General features: G+C 36.6%; 11 protein-coding genes and 1 pseudogene. 1 reads left to right on the top strand and 11 read right to left on the bottom strand.

Annotation, left to right across the window (positions count from 1 at the left end; genetic code table 11):
• Position 1: 1 nt before the first annotated feature.
• The 9 genes from MHH90_RS03210 to MHH90_RS03170 all read right to left on the bottom strand — a co-directional run bounded on the left by MHH90_RS03210 (position 2) and on the right by MHH90_RS03170 (position 10936).
• A complete protein-coding gene (locus MHH90_RS03210) occupies positions 2 to 1093 on the bottom strand; it encodes an MFS transporter (RefSeq protein ID WP_011681382.1) in 1092 nt (363 codons plus the stop codon).
• The gene (kwcM, locus tag MHH90_RS03205) at positions 1090 to 2406 is read right to left on the bottom strand and encodes a KxxxW cyclic peptide radical SAM maturase (protein WP_340725775.1); all 1317 of its coding nucleotides are present in this window, start codon (positions 2404 to 2406) and stop codon (positions 1090 to 1092) included. Before kwcM ends, MHH90_RS03210 begins: the two co-directional genes overlap by 4 nt.
• Positions 2407 to 2478: 72 nt before the next feature.
• Positions 2479 to 2571: a KxxxW-cyclized peptide pheromone gene (locus tag MHH90_RS03200; protein ID WP_011681384.1), complete on the bottom strand. Its 93-nt coding sequence runs from the start codon at positions 2569 to 2571 to the stop codon at positions 2479 to 2481.
• 82 nt (positions 2572 to 2653) lie between these two features.
• Complete coding sequence (locus MHH90_RS03195; protein WP_084829018.1) at positions 2654 to 3514, bottom strand: Rgg/GadR/MutR family transcriptional regulator; 861 nt, start codon at positions 3512 to 3514, stop codon at positions 2654 to 2656.
• Positions 3515 to 3753: 239 nt separating this feature from the next.
• A protein-coding gene (locus MHH90_RS03190; protein ID WP_095559508.1) for an IS3-like element ISSth6 family transposase occupies positions 3754 to 5093 on the bottom strand; the annotation gives its coding sequence in 2 pieces (ribosomal slippage) (positions 3754 to 4652 and positions 4652 to 5093; 1341 coding nt in all).
• A 235-nt stretch (positions 5094 to 5328) separates the two neighbouring features.
• The gene (locus tag MHH90_RS03185) at positions 5329 to 5487 is read right to left on the bottom strand and encodes a hypothetical protein (RefSeq protein WP_011681388.1); all 159 of its coding nucleotides are present in this window, start codon (positions 5485 to 5487) and stop codon (positions 5329 to 5331) included.
• Positions 5488 to 5639: 152 nt separating this feature from the next.
• Positions 5640 to 6257 (bottom strand): hypothetical protein, encoded by a 618-nt coding sequence (locus MHH90_RS03180; RefSeq protein ID WP_037622990.1) that lies wholly within the window; start codon positions 6255 to 6257, stop codon positions 5640 to 5642.
• A 294-nt stretch (positions 6258 to 6551) separates the two neighbouring features.
• Entirely contained in the window at positions 6552 to 9731 is a 3180-nt protein-coding gene (locus tag MHH90_RS03175; RefSeq protein WP_340725774.1) for an SMC family ATPase, read from the bottom strand.
• Positions 9728 to 10936 (bottom strand): metallophosphoesterase family protein, encoded by a 1209-nt coding sequence (locus tag MHH90_RS03170; protein ID WP_084828956.1) that lies wholly within the window; start codon positions 10934 to 10936, stop codon positions 9728 to 9730. Before MHH90_RS03170 ends, MHH90_RS03175 begins: the two co-directional genes overlap by 4 nt.
• A 233-nt stretch (positions 10937 to 11169) precedes the next feature.
• On the opposite strand from MHH90_RS03170, the gene MHH90_RS03165 reads away from it, so the two are divergent.
• Positions 11170 to 12317 (top strand): IS3 family transposase gene (locus tag MHH90_RS03165; RefSeq protein ID WP_095559415.1). Its coding sequence is split into 2 segments (ribosomal slippage): positions 11170 to 11422 and positions 11422 to 12317, totalling 1149 coding nucleotides; the frame shifts between segments, so codons are not numbered across the junction.
• Here the strand turns inward: MHH90_RS03165 and MHH90_RS03160 are convergent.
• Positions 12314 to 12472 (bottom strand): annotated as a pseudogene (locus MHH90_RS03160) (IS3 family transposase); the annotation flags it as partial. The gene MHH90_RS03165 and the pseudogene MHH90_RS03160 sit on opposite strands and share 4 nt — an antisense overlap.
• A 561-nt stretch (positions 12473 to 13033) precedes the next feature.
• Entirely contained in the window at positions 13034 to 16114 is a 3081-nt protein-coding gene (locus MHH90_RS03155; RefSeq protein WP_084828959.1) for a glycoside hydrolase family 2 TIM barrel-domain containing protein, read from the bottom strand.
• Position 16115 lies beyond the last annotated feature (1 nt).

Raw genomic sequence — 16115 nt, 5'->3', positions numbered from 1 at the left:
TTTAAGTTCTTTTCTCTCTGTTAGAAAATGAATAAGATACTAAGCAACAAAGAGCTACTATACCAAATATTAAATAATTGCTCCTAATACTAAAGTTATCAGCAAAAATACCAGCTAGGAAATCAGCTAACATAAAACTAATCGAAATAAACAAATTATATACTGACCATGATACTGCTCTATTTTTTTCTATTGACATATTAAATTTATAATAAAAATGATTATTGTAGTTGGAATTAAGAACACGCATTAATAAAAGGATTATAATTTGGATGATTAGATTAGTTTGAAAAAACATGAGTATAGCTAATACTGGTAACATCAAGCTTACTTCAAACTTAATTTTTAGATAACTCCCCAAAGCCATAGATATATTAAACATAAATAGTATAATTCCCAGCATATCTAGTGAAAGTCCCTGTTCATTTAAGAATATCCCTGCATAAGAATTGCTAATCATAATTAGAGTTGAGAATGCTACTCCTAATATTATTAATAACCATGGAATATTTTGAATATTATCGAGGCTAAAAAATTTTTGTTTATTATTTTGTTCCTTTTTAATCTCGGGTAATCCTATTAAATATAATAAACTGAAAATTACAAATACAATGGATATAATAATAGGATAAATATAATTCCTATGCAATAAAGGTGGAGATATAATCGTAATAATAGCAATAAAAATATATTTTAATGTGTTGAGATTTTTCAAAAATGATTTATATACAACTTCGTCATCAATTATTTCAAAATTATAAGAAATAAGAACTCCTGAAGATAATGATTCTGACAATCCAAAAAATATCGCTGAAATATATATTATATTTGATTTTCCAAACAATAGGCCCCATAATGCTAAAATTAATAATAAATTTGAAATAGCCAAAATTTTCTTGTAACCAATCTTACTTGAAATATAACTTAAAGGAATATCAAAAACTGAGCCACATAGCTCAGTAATAACTGATAAAGTAGCTATTTCTGTGAACGAAAAACCTAAGTGCTTTAATAGTAAAATTCCTACAAAGTAGTACGGTAATCCAGATAGAAACATATTCATTCCGTATAAATTAAAAATCTTCTTACTCATAAGTTACAAACTGGGTCTCTAAAATATTTTGGACTCTTCTCCTTAATCAAGTTAACATAGCAGCCACCCTCGCAAATTTTTAACAATCCACAAGATAAACACTTAGAATTCTTCGTTCTAAAAGAACGAATCCCTCCATACAACGGATCATCATACCAAACATCTAACAAATCTTTTTCAAAGGCATTCTGCTTAGTTTGATTAACTCCTAAAAAAGCAATGCAAGGCAAGATATCCCCATTAGACATTATTTCCATCTTAGTATATTTTGCACGACATCCATAATACATTTCGCCAAACTCTGAAAATTCAATTGAATTATTTATCAACTCCGGATAAGCGGTGAAAAGATGACATCCCTCAGTAGCAAAATTTAAATTAGCTTCCCGTTGAGTTATATAATCTGTAACATACTCATTCAACCTTCTCAAATCAGCTAAATCGTATTTTTTCTTTATTTTCGTATATCCTGTTACCTCAGAATAATTAGCTACTGAAAATCTATCTATTTTATTCTCTATACAAAAATCAACCCATTCTATAATCTGCTCATAGCTTTGCTTTGTATACACTGCATTAATTCTACATTTTTTTCCAACCTCTTTAAAGTACTTCGCTAATTTAATTTGTCTATCAGGTCTCACCCCCATTAATTCAAAATTTAATTTAGGATCTAAAGTCTGCAAAGATAAAACCGGTGTAATATATTTAGATTTAGCTAGAATTTCCACTGTACTTTTCTTTATTAATTGGGCATTAGTTGTTATAGTAGTCTTTATCTTCAGTTCTTCACAAGCTATCAACAAATTATCAATATCAAAATATCTAGTCGGTTCCCCTCCTAAAATTGAAACACTTAACACTCCATTATCTTTTGCTTGGCGCAAAATTCTTTCCCAATCTTTAGCAGGTTTGGCATTTCTATCTTCACGATTTGCTAAAAAACAAAAACCACATTTTAAATCACAGTACATACTGGGGTATATTACTAGTTCAAGCGGAAAACTCAATATGTTATGTTTTTTTAATTTTGCTACATGCTTTCTCGCATTTTGAAGAGTCTCGTCAGGATTTTTCGATGATCCCTCAATATTATTATCAGAATAGATATTTAATAAGAGTACTCGCTCTAGTTTCCCTGCTTTTATTTCTTTCTTAAAAAAGGACGTAGCAATTTCAAAACCATGATTTTGAACCAAATAAAGAAAATAAGCTTCACTCTCATCTAACTCAATTCGGTCAAAAGTTACTTTATTTATCAAAATTCCACCAAACTTTTCTAGTCTAAATAAAAAATCTTCTGAAATTGTCATCATATTGAATACCTTTCTAAAAAAGCAGAGGAAAATATAGCCTCTGCTTAACTTATGGGATAAATTACTTTATCACTCCCAGCCGTCACCTTTTGCCATCACCTTCCAGCCGTCACCTTTTGCCATTGAACTAGACTCAAGGACTTTTTCAAGCTCTTTAGACATATTTGGTACTCCTTTCGAATATGATACTGTGATTATATTTCTTTTCAACACTTACAATAAAATATTCCCATATTTGCATTTTCTAACTACTAGCTAAAATTTTTTCTAAATGTCCTTCATAAGTCTTTGCTAAGTGATGACTTCCTGCTAATTTCATCGCTCCAACACACTTCTTCATTTCAATAATTGCTTTCACATTTCCATCCTCTTTATATTGATAAAGATTTTGTGCATACTTAAAGACTAAACGTTCATATACTTCTGTCTCAATAAAAAAGCATTGATTTAGCTGCTTTTCAAAATATAAAGCATCCATAAATTTTTCTCTTTCAACACATGTAATATATCCATTTAAAAGCATCGTTGAAATTAATCGTCTGTTATTTGGAATTTCATTGTAAAAATCAGAACGCCTAAACATTTCTCTTGCTAAGACCATGAAAACATCATGATTTAATACATCTAAAGTATTCGAGAAAATCAATAACTCATAGTACCCCCAGTATTCTACACTAAAGAGATAATCTGTTAAATATGTCAAATCATCCTTTGTATAGTAAGTTTCTCCTGATAAATCCTGTAGACGAATTTTCAATAAAATAATATTGATTTGATGAAATTTTTCTCGCCTATCTTCCAGTTCCATCTGAGAATAAAGTAATTTTTTCATACCTTCTACGTCACGTGTTGACACAAAATGACGTACTTTCGATAACAGTTCGTTTAACTCATCTCTATGAAAATCATGGACCGCATACATAAATTCATCTATTGGCATATTGATTTCATCTAAAATAAACATGAACTTTGAAATCGTTAAATCTGTTTCTCCTTTCTCAAATCGAGAGAGCTGAGACGTTGATATACCAGCCTTTGCGACGTCTTTTAATCGTAATCCTCTCGATTCTCGAAACTTTTTAAAAATTTCTCCAAATTTTTTCATACTACACCTCCATCACGCATATATGGGAATAATTTTCATTTGCTTTCATCATATCATACAATAAAGAAAAACAAAAGTGAGGATTATCACATGAAAAAGCAAATTTTACTAACACTTCTTCTTGTCGTATTTGAAGGCATTATCGTTATCGTCGTGGGATAAAGAGTCTGGGACAAAAGTCCTTTAGCTCCAAAAAGCAACGGCATAATGTACTGACCCCAAAAAGTTAGACAAATAATTTAAGTAAAGGATTTAGTTCTGTATTGTACAGGACTGAGTCCTTTTAGTTTTACCTTAATGCGTTTGTTGTTGTAATAATTAATATAGTCTGCAATTGCTTGTTCCAAATGCTCAATTGACTTAAACGTCTTCTCATAACCATAAAACATCTCAGACTTAAGAATGCCAAAGAAGGATTCCATCATGCCGTTGTCTGGACTATTGCCTTTACGTGACATGGATGGTTGGATTCCTTTCTCCTCTAAAAAATGATGATAGAAATCATGTTGATATTGCCATCCCTGGTCACTATGGAGAATTGTATTTTTGTAATGTTTCTCTGTAAAGGCTTGTTCTAACATAGCTTTCACTTGTATCAAGTTCGGTGACTTAGAAAGATTGTAGGCGATAATTTCACTATTGAAGCCATCTAAAATTGGCGACAAATAGAGTTTTTGGCTGCTTGCTGGAATGGCAAATTCTGTTACATCTGTGTAGCATTTTTCCAATGGTTTGGATGCTTCGAACTGGCGTTGGATGAGATTCTCTGCTTTCATACCAACCTCTCCTTGATATGAAGAATACTTACGTTTACGGCGAATTCTAGCGGTTAAACCAAGTACTTTCATAAGACGTTGAACTCTCTTATGATTAATCACAATTCCTCGATTTCTCAATTCAAGAGTCATTCGACGATAGCCGTAATTTCCTTTATGCTCAGTAAAAATGGCTTGAATTTCAGCTTTAATGTCATAATCCTTATCATTTTGATCCAGCTGTTTTAAGTGGTAATAATAGGTTGAACGAGCAAGCTTAATAATCTTTAGAAGCATATCTAAAGAAAACTCAGTTACCAATCCTCGGACAATTTCCGTTTTTCTTCTTGCTCTTTTTCTTCCCTCAATCGGAGTTCTCTCAACTTTTTAAGAACTGCATTCTCCGCTCTAAGGTACTCATTTTCTGCTTGAAGACGTTCCATTTCTTCCAGTTTTTTCTTTGGCTTACGTCCCATTTTAGATAACCTTCCTCTTGTTTTCTCAACAATAGTATACCCGTTTTTCTTATAGTGTGCGAGCCAGTTAGGAAGCGTCCCACGATTTGGGAGAGCATATTCAAGAGAAACTCTATCTTGAGAATAGCCTTTATATAGGACTTTATCAATCATTTCTTGTTTTAATTCAGGAGAGTAGTAACGATTCTTTCCTTTTTTAGCGATTTCTATTCCGTATCGATCAATCAATTTAATCATGTAGCTAAGATTAGAAATGTTTATCCCAAATTTATTTGAAAGCTGATCTAAGCTATATCCTTGGTTTCTAAGTTCATAGATTTGAACCTTATCTTCATAAGTCAATTTCATAATAAAAACACCCCGAAAGTTAGATTTTTTCTGTCTAACTTTTGGGGTGCAGTTCATAAAACCGTTGCTTTTTGCATGATTGTGATAGACTTGGTGAAATAGAATTGACCAAAAATCTTCTGAAATATAACAAGAGAGTGACTCGAATTTAAAAAGCTAGAGTTCCACAATTGGAAATCTCTAGCTTTTTTGTGACTGAGAACTTTTTGTCCCAGCCTCTACTTTCTACTGACTACTATCCTGCATGCCCTAAGTCGAGATAGAGAATATCTCGCTTAGTGGCATACTCTAGCGCATGTTCAACAGCCTCAAATAAATCTGAAGCTAGAAACCTTTTCGTAAAGACGGTTTCGTCTTTACGCTTAAATTTCGCAACATAACTATGTTTAGTCATTTTTTCTCCTTCTAATATTCATATTGTCCTTTAACACCACTATAGATCCAGTAAACTGCTTTATCATAAACTTGTTTAAAGGAGATACCTAATCGATTGGCTACATCAAGAATTGAAATTTGCTTACATTCCTCTATATTCATAAAATATCATCATTTTGTCGTAGTATTCGGCAATGATGGAACAGATGAGGATTCTTCTAAAGTTTTAGGAGTTGCCTTATCTAGATCATCTAACCCAGATTTCCAAACCTGTACTTGGTTGACCAATAACTTACCAGGTAGTTTCGAATAGTTCAAATTAACCGTTCTGGTTTCTGTTTGGTTTGTCTTTGATTGGTTGGCATTCTTTAAATCAGATACATAAGTTACATTATAAGAGACCATGGCAATGGCTTGATTCGTAGTCTGATTGACAAAGATATCTGCTTTTTCAAAATGATAATCCAAAATATAGTCCTTATACACTTGGTTCATGGCATCATTTTGACTTGTCAATTCTTGAGAATAGGCCGATTCAGTCATATAAGGTTGAATACGTGTATTATTTTCCCCTAGTTTTTCTTTCGTATAGTACTGTGTCAAAAATTCTTTTACAGTATCTGATGATAAAATACTTGCTTTATCTTCTGCTTGTTTGTCCTCTACAAGTTTAGCTGCAGCCAATTCGATTTCTTTTCGACTTTGTTTGGCAGTAGAATGTTGACCAATAGAATTAGCAGTAAGTTGTGGTGTTGATGAGGTGGATATACTAAAAAATGAGGAGGAAATTGATAATTACTTCACCTAGCTAAAAGTTCAACGAATTAGGGAGACATTAGGTAGCCTCATATTACCTTGATTAGTTTTTGCTATAACATTGTCAAATATGATGACAAAAAAATCCGTCCGCACTTTTTTACGAGTAGGACGAATTAAATATGTTATACAAACCATCAGCTTTTTAACAATTCTACATAAGGTAGTTGTTGATGCAACTACCTTTTTTCTATGCTTATTAGAACAAATTTGACATGGCTACAACTGCGATTATCTGATATAGAGTATTATATAAACTGATTCCTCCTACCCCTTATCCACAATTTTAATACGGCTACTGCCATCGTGCGACTTGATGATAACTAGTTGCTGAGCAATACCTTCTTTCATATCGTCCACGTGGCTGATGACACCGACCATGCGATTTTCACCGATTTGTTCTAGGACAGAGATAGCCTTAGTGAGGGCTTCCTTATCAAGTGAACCGAAACCTTCGTCGATGAAGAGTGCTTCAACAACGGCACCCTTGCTGGTATTTTGGACAACTTCTGAGAGGGATAGGGCAATGGCCAGTGCAGCGATAAAGGTTTCACCACCAGACAAGGATTTAACGGAGCGTTCACTACCTGTCAGCTGGTCATAGACGTTGATATCCAAACCGAAGTGATCACGCGCCCTGCGTCCTTCCTCACTTAGAACAAAGGAATAGCGGTTATCCGTTAATAGTCCGATGTAGTTAGCATTGGCATAGTCCAAGATTTGTTGGAAATACTGACGGATAACGTAGACCTCAAGATTAAGACGACCAGTTAGAGCAGTATTTTCTCCCTTAACCACCTTAACCAAATCACTGAGTTCTTGGTGGGCCTTAAAGGCCTCTTGGTTGCTGTCTTGAAGGGTTTTAGCCGCTTGGTAGGTAGCCGTCGCATCCTTAAGTCCCTTTTCCATGACAGAAAACTGAGCGAGCTGCCTATCATAGATTTCCTGACAATTCTGTACTGCTTGCGCTAGACTATCGAGATCTGGTTGTTCTTGATTTTGGAGAAGCTCTTGCCCCTTACGAATCTGCGCCTGTAATTCTTGTTTGAGCGTTGCATAGGTCGTTAATTTGGCCTGAAGCATAGGAATAGCTTGATTATTTACCTCAATAAGCCAGAGTTCGACCTGCTCTAAGTCATTGGCGAGGGCTCCTTCAGCCTTGAGACTTTGCTCTAATTCAGCAGATAATCGCTTAACATCTTGATTTACCTTATCTTTAGACTTAGTTATACTCTCAATCTGCCCCTTGATTCCTTTAATGTCGGCATGAAGTTGGTTGTAGGCTTCGCTATTTTCCTTGACTTGCTTATTGTAGAGGTTCAGCTCCTGATGAGCAAGGGAAATCCGTTCTTGATATACCTCAACAGACTCAAGTTCTGGATGAGCTTCCTGCAAGTCCTCTAGGCGTTCTTGAGCTTGGTCAAGCACTGCCTTGGCCTCTTGATAGGTTTTAGCCAAATCTGTCGCTTTTTTTTGAGCCTTACCTAGCTCATCTTGATATCGGATATAATCTGTCTCTTCCTTATCATAACGTTTTTGTAACTCTTGATAATACTGCTCAACCTTCAGGAGTAGGGCTTGCCCACGGTCAGTTTCATAGTCTATCGAAAAATCAAAATCAAACCGTCCCTTAACGTGCTCTTCTAATTCTTGATAGTGCTTTTCAAGAGTTGCCTTGACTTTAGCCACTTGGTCAAGCAAATCCTGACGTTTAGATGCAACTTCACTCAAGGTAGCCTGACGATTTGATAAAGTAGCGACTTGCTTTTCTTTTTGAGCTTGAAGCTTCTCCACCTGATCCATGAGATTTTTCAAGGCCACTTCATCAGCCTGTGCTCCACCAACATTAGGGTGTTCCAGAGCACCACAAACCATACAAGGATGCCCCTCCTCTAACTCTGCCTGCAGTTGGACAATAATGAGTTGACGGCGTGAAACCAAAGTCCTTCTTAACTCCTCTTCCAATTCTTTGAGAATTTCTTGAGCTTGATCAATATCAAAAGATAACGTTTGATGACGTTTTTCGGTCTTTGTCAACTCCTGATTCAAGTTCTCTATTTCTTTCAGGTCCTGAGCAAGTTGATTCTCCACACTGTAGCCCACAATCTGGAAGAGTTTTTCGGCCTCATGTAAACTATCTAAACTAAGACGATTAGCCTCCAAGTCAGACAAGGACTTGTTAAGCATCTCAACCTCTTTTCTAGCCTGCTGATAGGTCTCTTCCAACTGCTTGTAGTTAGTCGTTGAACGTTTGATTTTCTCCTGTTCTTGGGCAAGACTCTGGGCATAGATAATATTCTCTTTCCAAGTTTCAAGCTCCTCTTCTTTTTGAAGAAAATCCTTAGATTGAACTGTGAGTTCCTCTTTTTTAGCCTTAACATCCTCAAACGCCTGTTGCTTTTCACTTAAGGCTTCTTGAGCAATTTCAAGGTCCTGCTCTAATTGCATCAACTGTTTCCGATACTGCTTCAAGGTCCGAATGGTTTCCTGCAGACCTTGAGCAAACTGTAATTCCTCCAGATGCACTTTTGCCTCTGCTTGTCCTTGAGCCCCCTCCTCAATTTCCAGACGGTAACGTTCCTTGGCTTGCTCCAATTCTTGAAAAATCTTTGCCAAATCTTGGGCAGTTTGCAAGCTCTTCTGCAGTTGTGCCAAATCCTCGTGGGCAGCCTTCAAGATACTTTTTTGCTTCGTAACATTTTCTTGACGCTGAGACAAAAACTCTTCAAGACGTGTCAATTTTTCAGAGGCTGGCGTTTGCTCCAAGACGGATAATTCTTCCTCAGACCAAACCTGACTGGCAAAATGACCATCTAGCTGAGCCTGACGCTTTTCCATATCCTTATTACTCTGACGAAGACGCTCTTCCAAGCTCTTTTGAAAATGGTCAAAAATACCCGTTCCAAAGATTTTCTTTAAAATTTGAGTCTTGGTCTTAGAATCTTCTTTCAAGAAACGGCTGAAATCATTTTGTGGAAGGAGAATAATCTGTTTGAACTGCTCAGCATTGAGCCCCAAAATCTGCTCAATCTGGTCACTCACTTCCTTGATCTTATCCCCAAGCTTTTCAATTTCCTGACCACCAATCTTATCCACAATGACTAGAGAAGCCGTCGCCTTTTGCATGGTAGTGCCCCCACCCTGCTTGGCCCTCTCTTGCTGGAGAACTCGGTCAATGCGATAAAGGTGATTGCCTTGTTGGAAATAGAAAGTCACCTTGGTCAAATCATCCTCTGGACCAGCGAAAGTTGACCGCATCTCCTCAACATTACGATCACCACTGGTCGTAGCAAACAAGGCTACCGTTATGGCATCAAAGAGAGTACTCTTACCAGCCCCTGTGTCCCCTCCAATCAAAAAGAGGGGAGCATGGTCAAACTGAGTGAAATTAATAACTTCCTTACGATATGGTCCAAAATTGGTCAATTCTAACTGGACTGGTCTCATTGTCGACTCCTCTCAATCTCCTCAAAAACACTTTCCACAAGGGCAGTCTGTCTCTCAGATAAGACATCGCCCCCAGTTACTGTCTGGTAAAAATCAAATACGATTTCCTGGGGCGACTGCATTTCCAAATCTTTTAAGTGCTGATCAACGGTCAAGTTTTCTTCCCTAACATCACCCAGACGACTGAAAGTAATTTCTACAATGTCTGTCCCATAAATCTCTTCCAGTTGGGCACGCACATTGATACCCTCTAATTCCTTACGACTAGACAGTTGAATATCAAAGGCGAACCAGGCTTTTTGACAAGGTTGATTCTTATAAAATTCAGGTGACATCAAGGTTTCAAAAGATTCCTGTAAAGCCACAATCGGCCGTTTAACCTCTAGAGTATGGAAGGTCTGAGACATATCACCAGACGCATCCAGTTCAAGAATATAGACACCCTTTTCTTCCTTACGCTTGGCTTCTTTGACATTAAAGGCGACTGGACTGCCTGAATATTGCACGCGCTTGGTAGGACTAGCAAAACGCGTATGGATATGCCCTAAGGCAACATAATCGAAAGACTTGAAAAGGTCACTGGTCACATTGGTAAGACCACCTACCGTATTACTGGTTTCAGACAACATCAATTCTCGAAGACCCTGACCATCGCTATCATCCTTCTTAGAAACCGCAAAATGCGCCACCAAGACATGAGCTTTGTCAGGATCAAAAGCTTTTTCCATATCCTCAAGAATGTAGGTCAAGGCATCACCAATCCCCTGAATTTCCTTTCCCTCATCATCCTTATAGTAAATACGAGCATCAATAGGATCGATAAAAGGCAGCAGAAAAATCTGGCAATTCTCCAACTCAATAGGCTCAAAAGCCTCCTCCAAACGTGTACTTAAATGAAGGCCCTGATGTTGAAAGAAGTCACGCCCAAAATGTAAACGTTCAGCCCCATCGTGATTACCACTAATCGCATAGACAGGAATCTGCTCCTCCAGTACCAAGCGGGCCAAGGTCTTATTAAAAAGCTTAATCGCATCCACAGGGGGCACCGCACGGTCATAGAGGTCCCCAGAAATGATAACCCCATCCACTTTTTCGCTAATAGCCAAATCCACAATTTGTTGAAAAGCCCACTCCTGCTCCTCCAACAAAGACCAGCCATTGAGGGTTCGTCCTACATGCCAATCTGACGTATGTAAAAACTTCATGACAACCTCCTCATTCATTTTGTCTTACTTCTATTGTACCTTATCAAGCTAAATACTGCTTAAAAGTTTCACAGGCTTTGATAGTTTTCCCGTTTTTTAGCTGTAAAGATCAAAAAATCTCTCCCAAGCTATCCTGTACTGACCCCAAAAAGTTAGACAATTTATGTAAGCAAAGGTGGAAAGGTTATAATAAACTAGACACAAAGTTAAGAGAAATCGTGGAAAGGTTTATTATGGCAAGAAGAAAATTCGATAAACAATTTAAAAATTCTGCAGTAAAACTCATTCTTGAAGAGGGTTACTCTGTTAAAGAAGTCAGCCAAGAGCTTGAGGTTCATGCCAATAGTCTTTATCGCTGGGTTCAAGAAGTTGAAGAATATGGAGAAAGTGCTTTTCCAGGCAATGGGACAGCCCTAGCTAATGCCCAACATAAGATTAAATTGTTAGAGAAAGAAAATCGTTATCTTCAGGAGGAACTTGAACTTCTAAAAAAGTTCCGGGTCTTCTTGAAGCGAAGCAAGTAAAACGTTTTGAATTTCTCTTGAAACATCATGGGAAGATAAAAATTAAGCATGCAGTAAAAGTTCTTAAGGTTTCTCGCTCAGGTTTCTATGAATACATGCATCGTCGTCCTTCAAAACAACAAGTGGAGAGAGAAATTCTCTCAGAGAAGATAAAAGCTGTCTTTCATGAGCATAAGGGACGCTATGGTGCGGTTAGAATTACCAAGGTACTTCATAATACTGGTATTATGACCAACACGAAACGTGTTGGGAAACTGATGCACTTGATGGGACTTTATGCCAAGGGAAGCCGTTATAAATATAAACATTACAACAGAAAAGGAGCTTCGCTTTCAAGACCCAATTTAATTAATCAGATCTTTAAAGCAACAGCTCCTAATAAAGTATGGCTGGGAGACATGACCTATATCCCTACCAAAGAAGGCACCTTATACTTAGCCGTGAATATCGACGTTTTTTCACGTAAGATTGTAGGCTGGTCAATGTCTTCACGGATGCAAGATAAACTGGTGAGGGATTGCTTCTTACAAGCTTGTGGGAAAGAACATCCTCAGCCTGGCTTGATTGTCCATACTGATCAAGGGAGTCAATATACAAGCTCTCGTTATCAATCTACTCTTCGTCAAGTCGGTGCTCAATCTAGCATGAGTCGTAAAGGAAATCCCTATGACAATGCAATGATGGAGTCTTTTTATAAGACGCTAAAGAGGGAGCTTATTAATGATGCTCATTTTGAGACAAGAGCTGAGGCTACTCAAGAAATATTTAAATACATTGAGACCTATTACAATACAAAAAGGATGCATTCAGGTCTTGATTACAAGTCTCCAAAAGACTTTGAAAAATATAATTCTTAAATTCTCTTAACTCCGTGTCTAGTTTTTCGTTGACTTTCCAAGGATTTAGCTCTGTATTGCACAGGATTGAGTCCTTTTAGTTTTACCTTAATGCATTTGTTGTAGTAATCAATATAGTCTAGACTACCCTGCCTCAATTGGTTAAGTAATTTAAATACCTCTAACCAAGAAAATCAATATTATCTATTCTTTTAATTGACTTTTATAGATTCTAAGCATTATCATATAGGTTGGTACTAGTGCACATCTTGTATTTTAGGCAATAATATTTACTCACTTTTCGTTATTGTCAGTACCGATCCTTTTTAAATTTTTCACTATGAAAACCTAAAAATAATCCGAACCCTAAGGACTCCTGACTTTACTTTATTCTAGGCATTTTTTATCCGTAGCTTGTTAGCTGACTTGGAACTAGGCATGTAGTATTTACTATTTCCCTACTTGAGATTTTTTATAAGTCACATGCATTATTCCATCTGAACGAATGGTATGATTTTTATTTCTTTTAGAGAAACACCGGTAATAGCTAATTCCTATCTTAAATCACTTGAAATATATTTATAATGTGTTGGAGTGCTAATCAGTACCGCTTGTAGATTTTTGGAAGATACTAACACACTAATGATTTAATCCCCTTTAAAACATGAAAAGAGAAGCCTCCAAAGCTTCTCTTTTATAATTATCAAATAATGTACAACTAGATTCTTAATAACTACCTAATTTAGTGGTTCAATCATGAAGCTTAATTGATAGCTATCTGCTGAGCTAAGCAAGAATTCGTCATGAACTGGAGCACCCCATGAGTCGTCACCACCTACACCCATTTGAGCAGCAAGAACTTTAATCCATGTAGCATCAGATTCTTGCAACTCATATTGGTGACGAGCATTTTCAATTTGTTCAGTACTGTTACGCAAAGCACTGAATTCGAATGCTTTATTAAGTGCGGTGAATTTAAGACCATTATGGTTATCATCAGATACTGTGAATTCACGAGTACCATAGTGATTACCAGATTCTTGTGGCATTAGATATGGAGCAAATGTCTTTTCAACAGATGTTTCATATCGACCAAGATAGGCACCAGGAAGTTTATCACGGTAGCTTTCTTCTGCACCGTATCCATAATAGCTAAGGTTTGTAAATTGTGAACCGATAGCAAATTCTAGACCAAATTCAGGGAAGTTTGGCAAACCTGCTTTACCATCATAGTTTGCAGTAACAAAGATTCGACCCTTGTAGTCAACTTGATAAGTTACCTTAACTTCGACATCAGACAAGCCTGGCAATTCATGAACATAAGTCACTTTAACAGAGTCGTCTTCGATTTGAATTTGAGTATCTGTAACTTTACTATAGTTTCCAGCAACCTTCCAGCCTGCCATTTCGAATGGATATCCAGCACCACGATCGTTGTCAGTGTAAGCACGAGTGAAGTTAAGTTTAGGACCTTTCTCAATGAATTCAACACCATTATACTTAGCAGATACTAAAGTATTTTGTGCACGTGAAAGCAAGATTGAGAAGTTTTGTCCTTGAATACCGATGTTGAAGTCGCCTTCAACAACATTCAAAGGTGCTTTAACTGGTGTTTCAGTGCTAATCTTTTCAACAACATATTGACCACGAACAATTTCATGACCTTTAGGAGCCCATTCAGTTGCTTCCCTCAGAACACAAGCAACTTCGTAAATTTGTTCAGAATTTGAAGACTCGACTACAAAGTTAACTGGGAATGTTGCTTCTTCGCCTGGTTTAACATCAAAGTGATATTCACTTTCACTAACTTTTCTACCATCTTCGTAAACTCTAGCTAGGAAAGTATAAGCAGAAAGATCTTCGAAGACATTATCATTCTTGATAGTTACTGATTTTTCATCAACAGCAATCTTAATATTAGAGTAAAGATGTTTAACTGTTTGAAGTTTTGGAGTTAGGGTACGATCTGCAAAGACAATACCATTTCCACAAAATTCGTAGTCAGAAGGTCTATCATGCCAGTCACCACCATATGATAGGAATTCGCTACCATTTGGAAGTGTTTTGTAAATAGCTTGGTCAATGAAGTCCCAAATAAATCCACCTTGGTATTCTGGATATTTCTCTAAGTCAGTGTAGAGTTCCAATCCACCACCAGAGTTACCCATTGTGTGCATGTATTCACATGAAATATAAGGTTTTTGAGGATTGTTAGTTAGGTTACCTGAAGCAAAGTGTTTATCACTAACTCTTGAAAGATCAACTAGTTTACCAGTTGTGAGGTATTCTTCGATATCAGCTGGTTTCGCATACATACGACTTTCGATGTCTGTAATGTAATCAAACTCACGACACCATGCAACACCTTCATAGTGAACTGGACGAGTATTGTCAACACTACGGAAATAATCAGCCATGTCAGCAATATCTTTACCAGCATATGATTCATTACCACAAGACCAAATGATAACACTAGCGTGGTTCTTATCGCGTTGGAACATGTTATTGGCACGATCCAAACAAGCAGGCAACCATTCTGGTTCACTAGCTGGGATATTCCATGAAGGTTCGCATAGACCAAGTTTTTGCCATGTACCGTGTGTTTCAAGGTTGGCTTCATCGATAACATAAAGTCCATATTCATCACACAATTCATACCAACGTGTTTGGTTAGGATAGTGTGAAGTACGAACAGCATTGATGTTATGTTGTTTCATCACTTTGATATCCCAAAGCATATCTTCTTCAGTGATACAACGTCCTGTTCTAGCATTAAATTCGTGTCTGTTAACCCCTTTAAAGACAATTCTCTTACCATTCAAAAGCATAAGTTTATCTTTAATTTCAAAGCGTCTAAATCCAACTTTAACTGGAACGACTTCAACAACTTGGTCATCATCCAAAACATGAAGGATCAAATTGTAAAGTTTAGGACTTTCAGCACTCCAAGGTTTGATTTTAAGATTTTCAAGACTTACAGATAGTTCACCGTCACCATTAACAGATGCATCACCTTCTGTAACGATGCCTTCATAATCTGAAAGAACATATTTAATCTTCTTGTCTTCATAATCACCAACAGTCTTCAAATCAATATCCAATTGACCTGCTTTTGTTTGGTAATCATAATCTCCCTTAACAAAGAGATCTTGAACGTGAACTTTTGGAATAGCATACAAGTAAACATCTCTAAAAATACCGTAAAGTCTCCAGAAGTCTTGGTCTTCCAACCAGCTTGCTGTAGAGTAACGATAAACAGCTACCGCCAACTTGTTATCACCTTCAACAAGGTAATCACTAATTTCAAATTCACTAGGTGTAAATGAATCTTCACTGTATCCTACGAAGTTACCATTGACCCATACAAAGATGGAAGTAGCAACCCCTTGGAATGAGATAAATACTTTTTTATCTTTTAATGCATCATTCAAGGTAAAATGTTTAACGTATGATGCAACAGCATTTGATTCTTGAGGAACTTGAGGTGGACGAAGGAATTCTTTACCATCCCAAGGATACTGGGTATTCACATATTGTGGAGAACCAAAACCTTGAAGCTCTAAATGACCTGGTACATTGATGAAATTCAAATCAGTTTCATCAAATTCTGTTTTATAAAAGTCTTTTAAAACCTGATTTGTATTCTGAGCATAGTGAATTTTCCATTTTCCATTAAGAGATTGTCTTAACTTCATCTCCCCCTCAGAAAATTCTGCAAGAGATTCAAAATACTTATGATCTGAGTGAGCGTCAACAGTATTAACGCTAACAATCTTTGGATCGTTTAAGTAAGTTTGAATTTTTTCAGTCGTGTTCATA

Origin of the sequence: Streptococcus sp. FSL E2-3488, assembly GCF_038003585.1 — a bacterium.
Taxonomy (GTDB): Bacteria; Bacillota; Bacilli; order Lactobacillales; family Streptococcaceae; genus Streptococcus; species Streptococcus thermophilus.
Note: the sequence above shows the minus strand (reverse complement) of the source record. Positions and strands in the feature narration are given on the sequence as shown.

Bases quoted from the DNA above. Each gene is read 5' to 3' on its own strand.
- MHH90_RS03210 (WP_011681382.1), bottom strand. From the start codon at position 1,093: ATGAGTAAGAAGATTTTTAATTTATACGGAATGAATATGTTTCTATCT.
- kwcM (WP_340725775.1), bottom strand. From the start codon at position 2,406: ATGACAATTTCAGAAGATTTTTTATTTAGACTAGAAAAGTTTGGTGGA.
- MHH90_RS03200 (WP_011681384.1), bottom strand. From the start codon at position 2,571: ATGTCTAAAGAGCTTGAAAAAGTCCTTGAGTCTAGTTCAATGGCAAAA.
- MHH90_RS03195 (WP_084829018.1), bottom strand. From the start codon at position 3,514: ATGAAAAAATTTGGAGAAATTTTTAAAAAGTTTCGAGAATCGAGAGGA.
- MHH90_RS03185 (WP_011681388.1), bottom strand. From the start codon at position 5,487: ATGACTAAACATAGTTATGTTGCGAAATTTAAGCGTAAAGACGAAACC.
- MHH90_RS03175 (WP_340725774.1), bottom strand. From the start codon at position 9,731: ATGAGACCAGTCCAGTTAGAATTGACCAATTTTGGACCATATCGTAAG.
- MHH90_RS03170 (WP_084828956.1), bottom strand. From the start codon at position 10,936: ATGAAGTTTTTACATACGTCAGATTGGCATGTAGGACGAACCCTCAAT.
- MHH90_RS03155 (WP_084828959.1), bottom strand. From the start codon at position 16,114: ATGAACACGACTGAAAAAATTCAAACTTACTTAAACGATCCAAAGATT.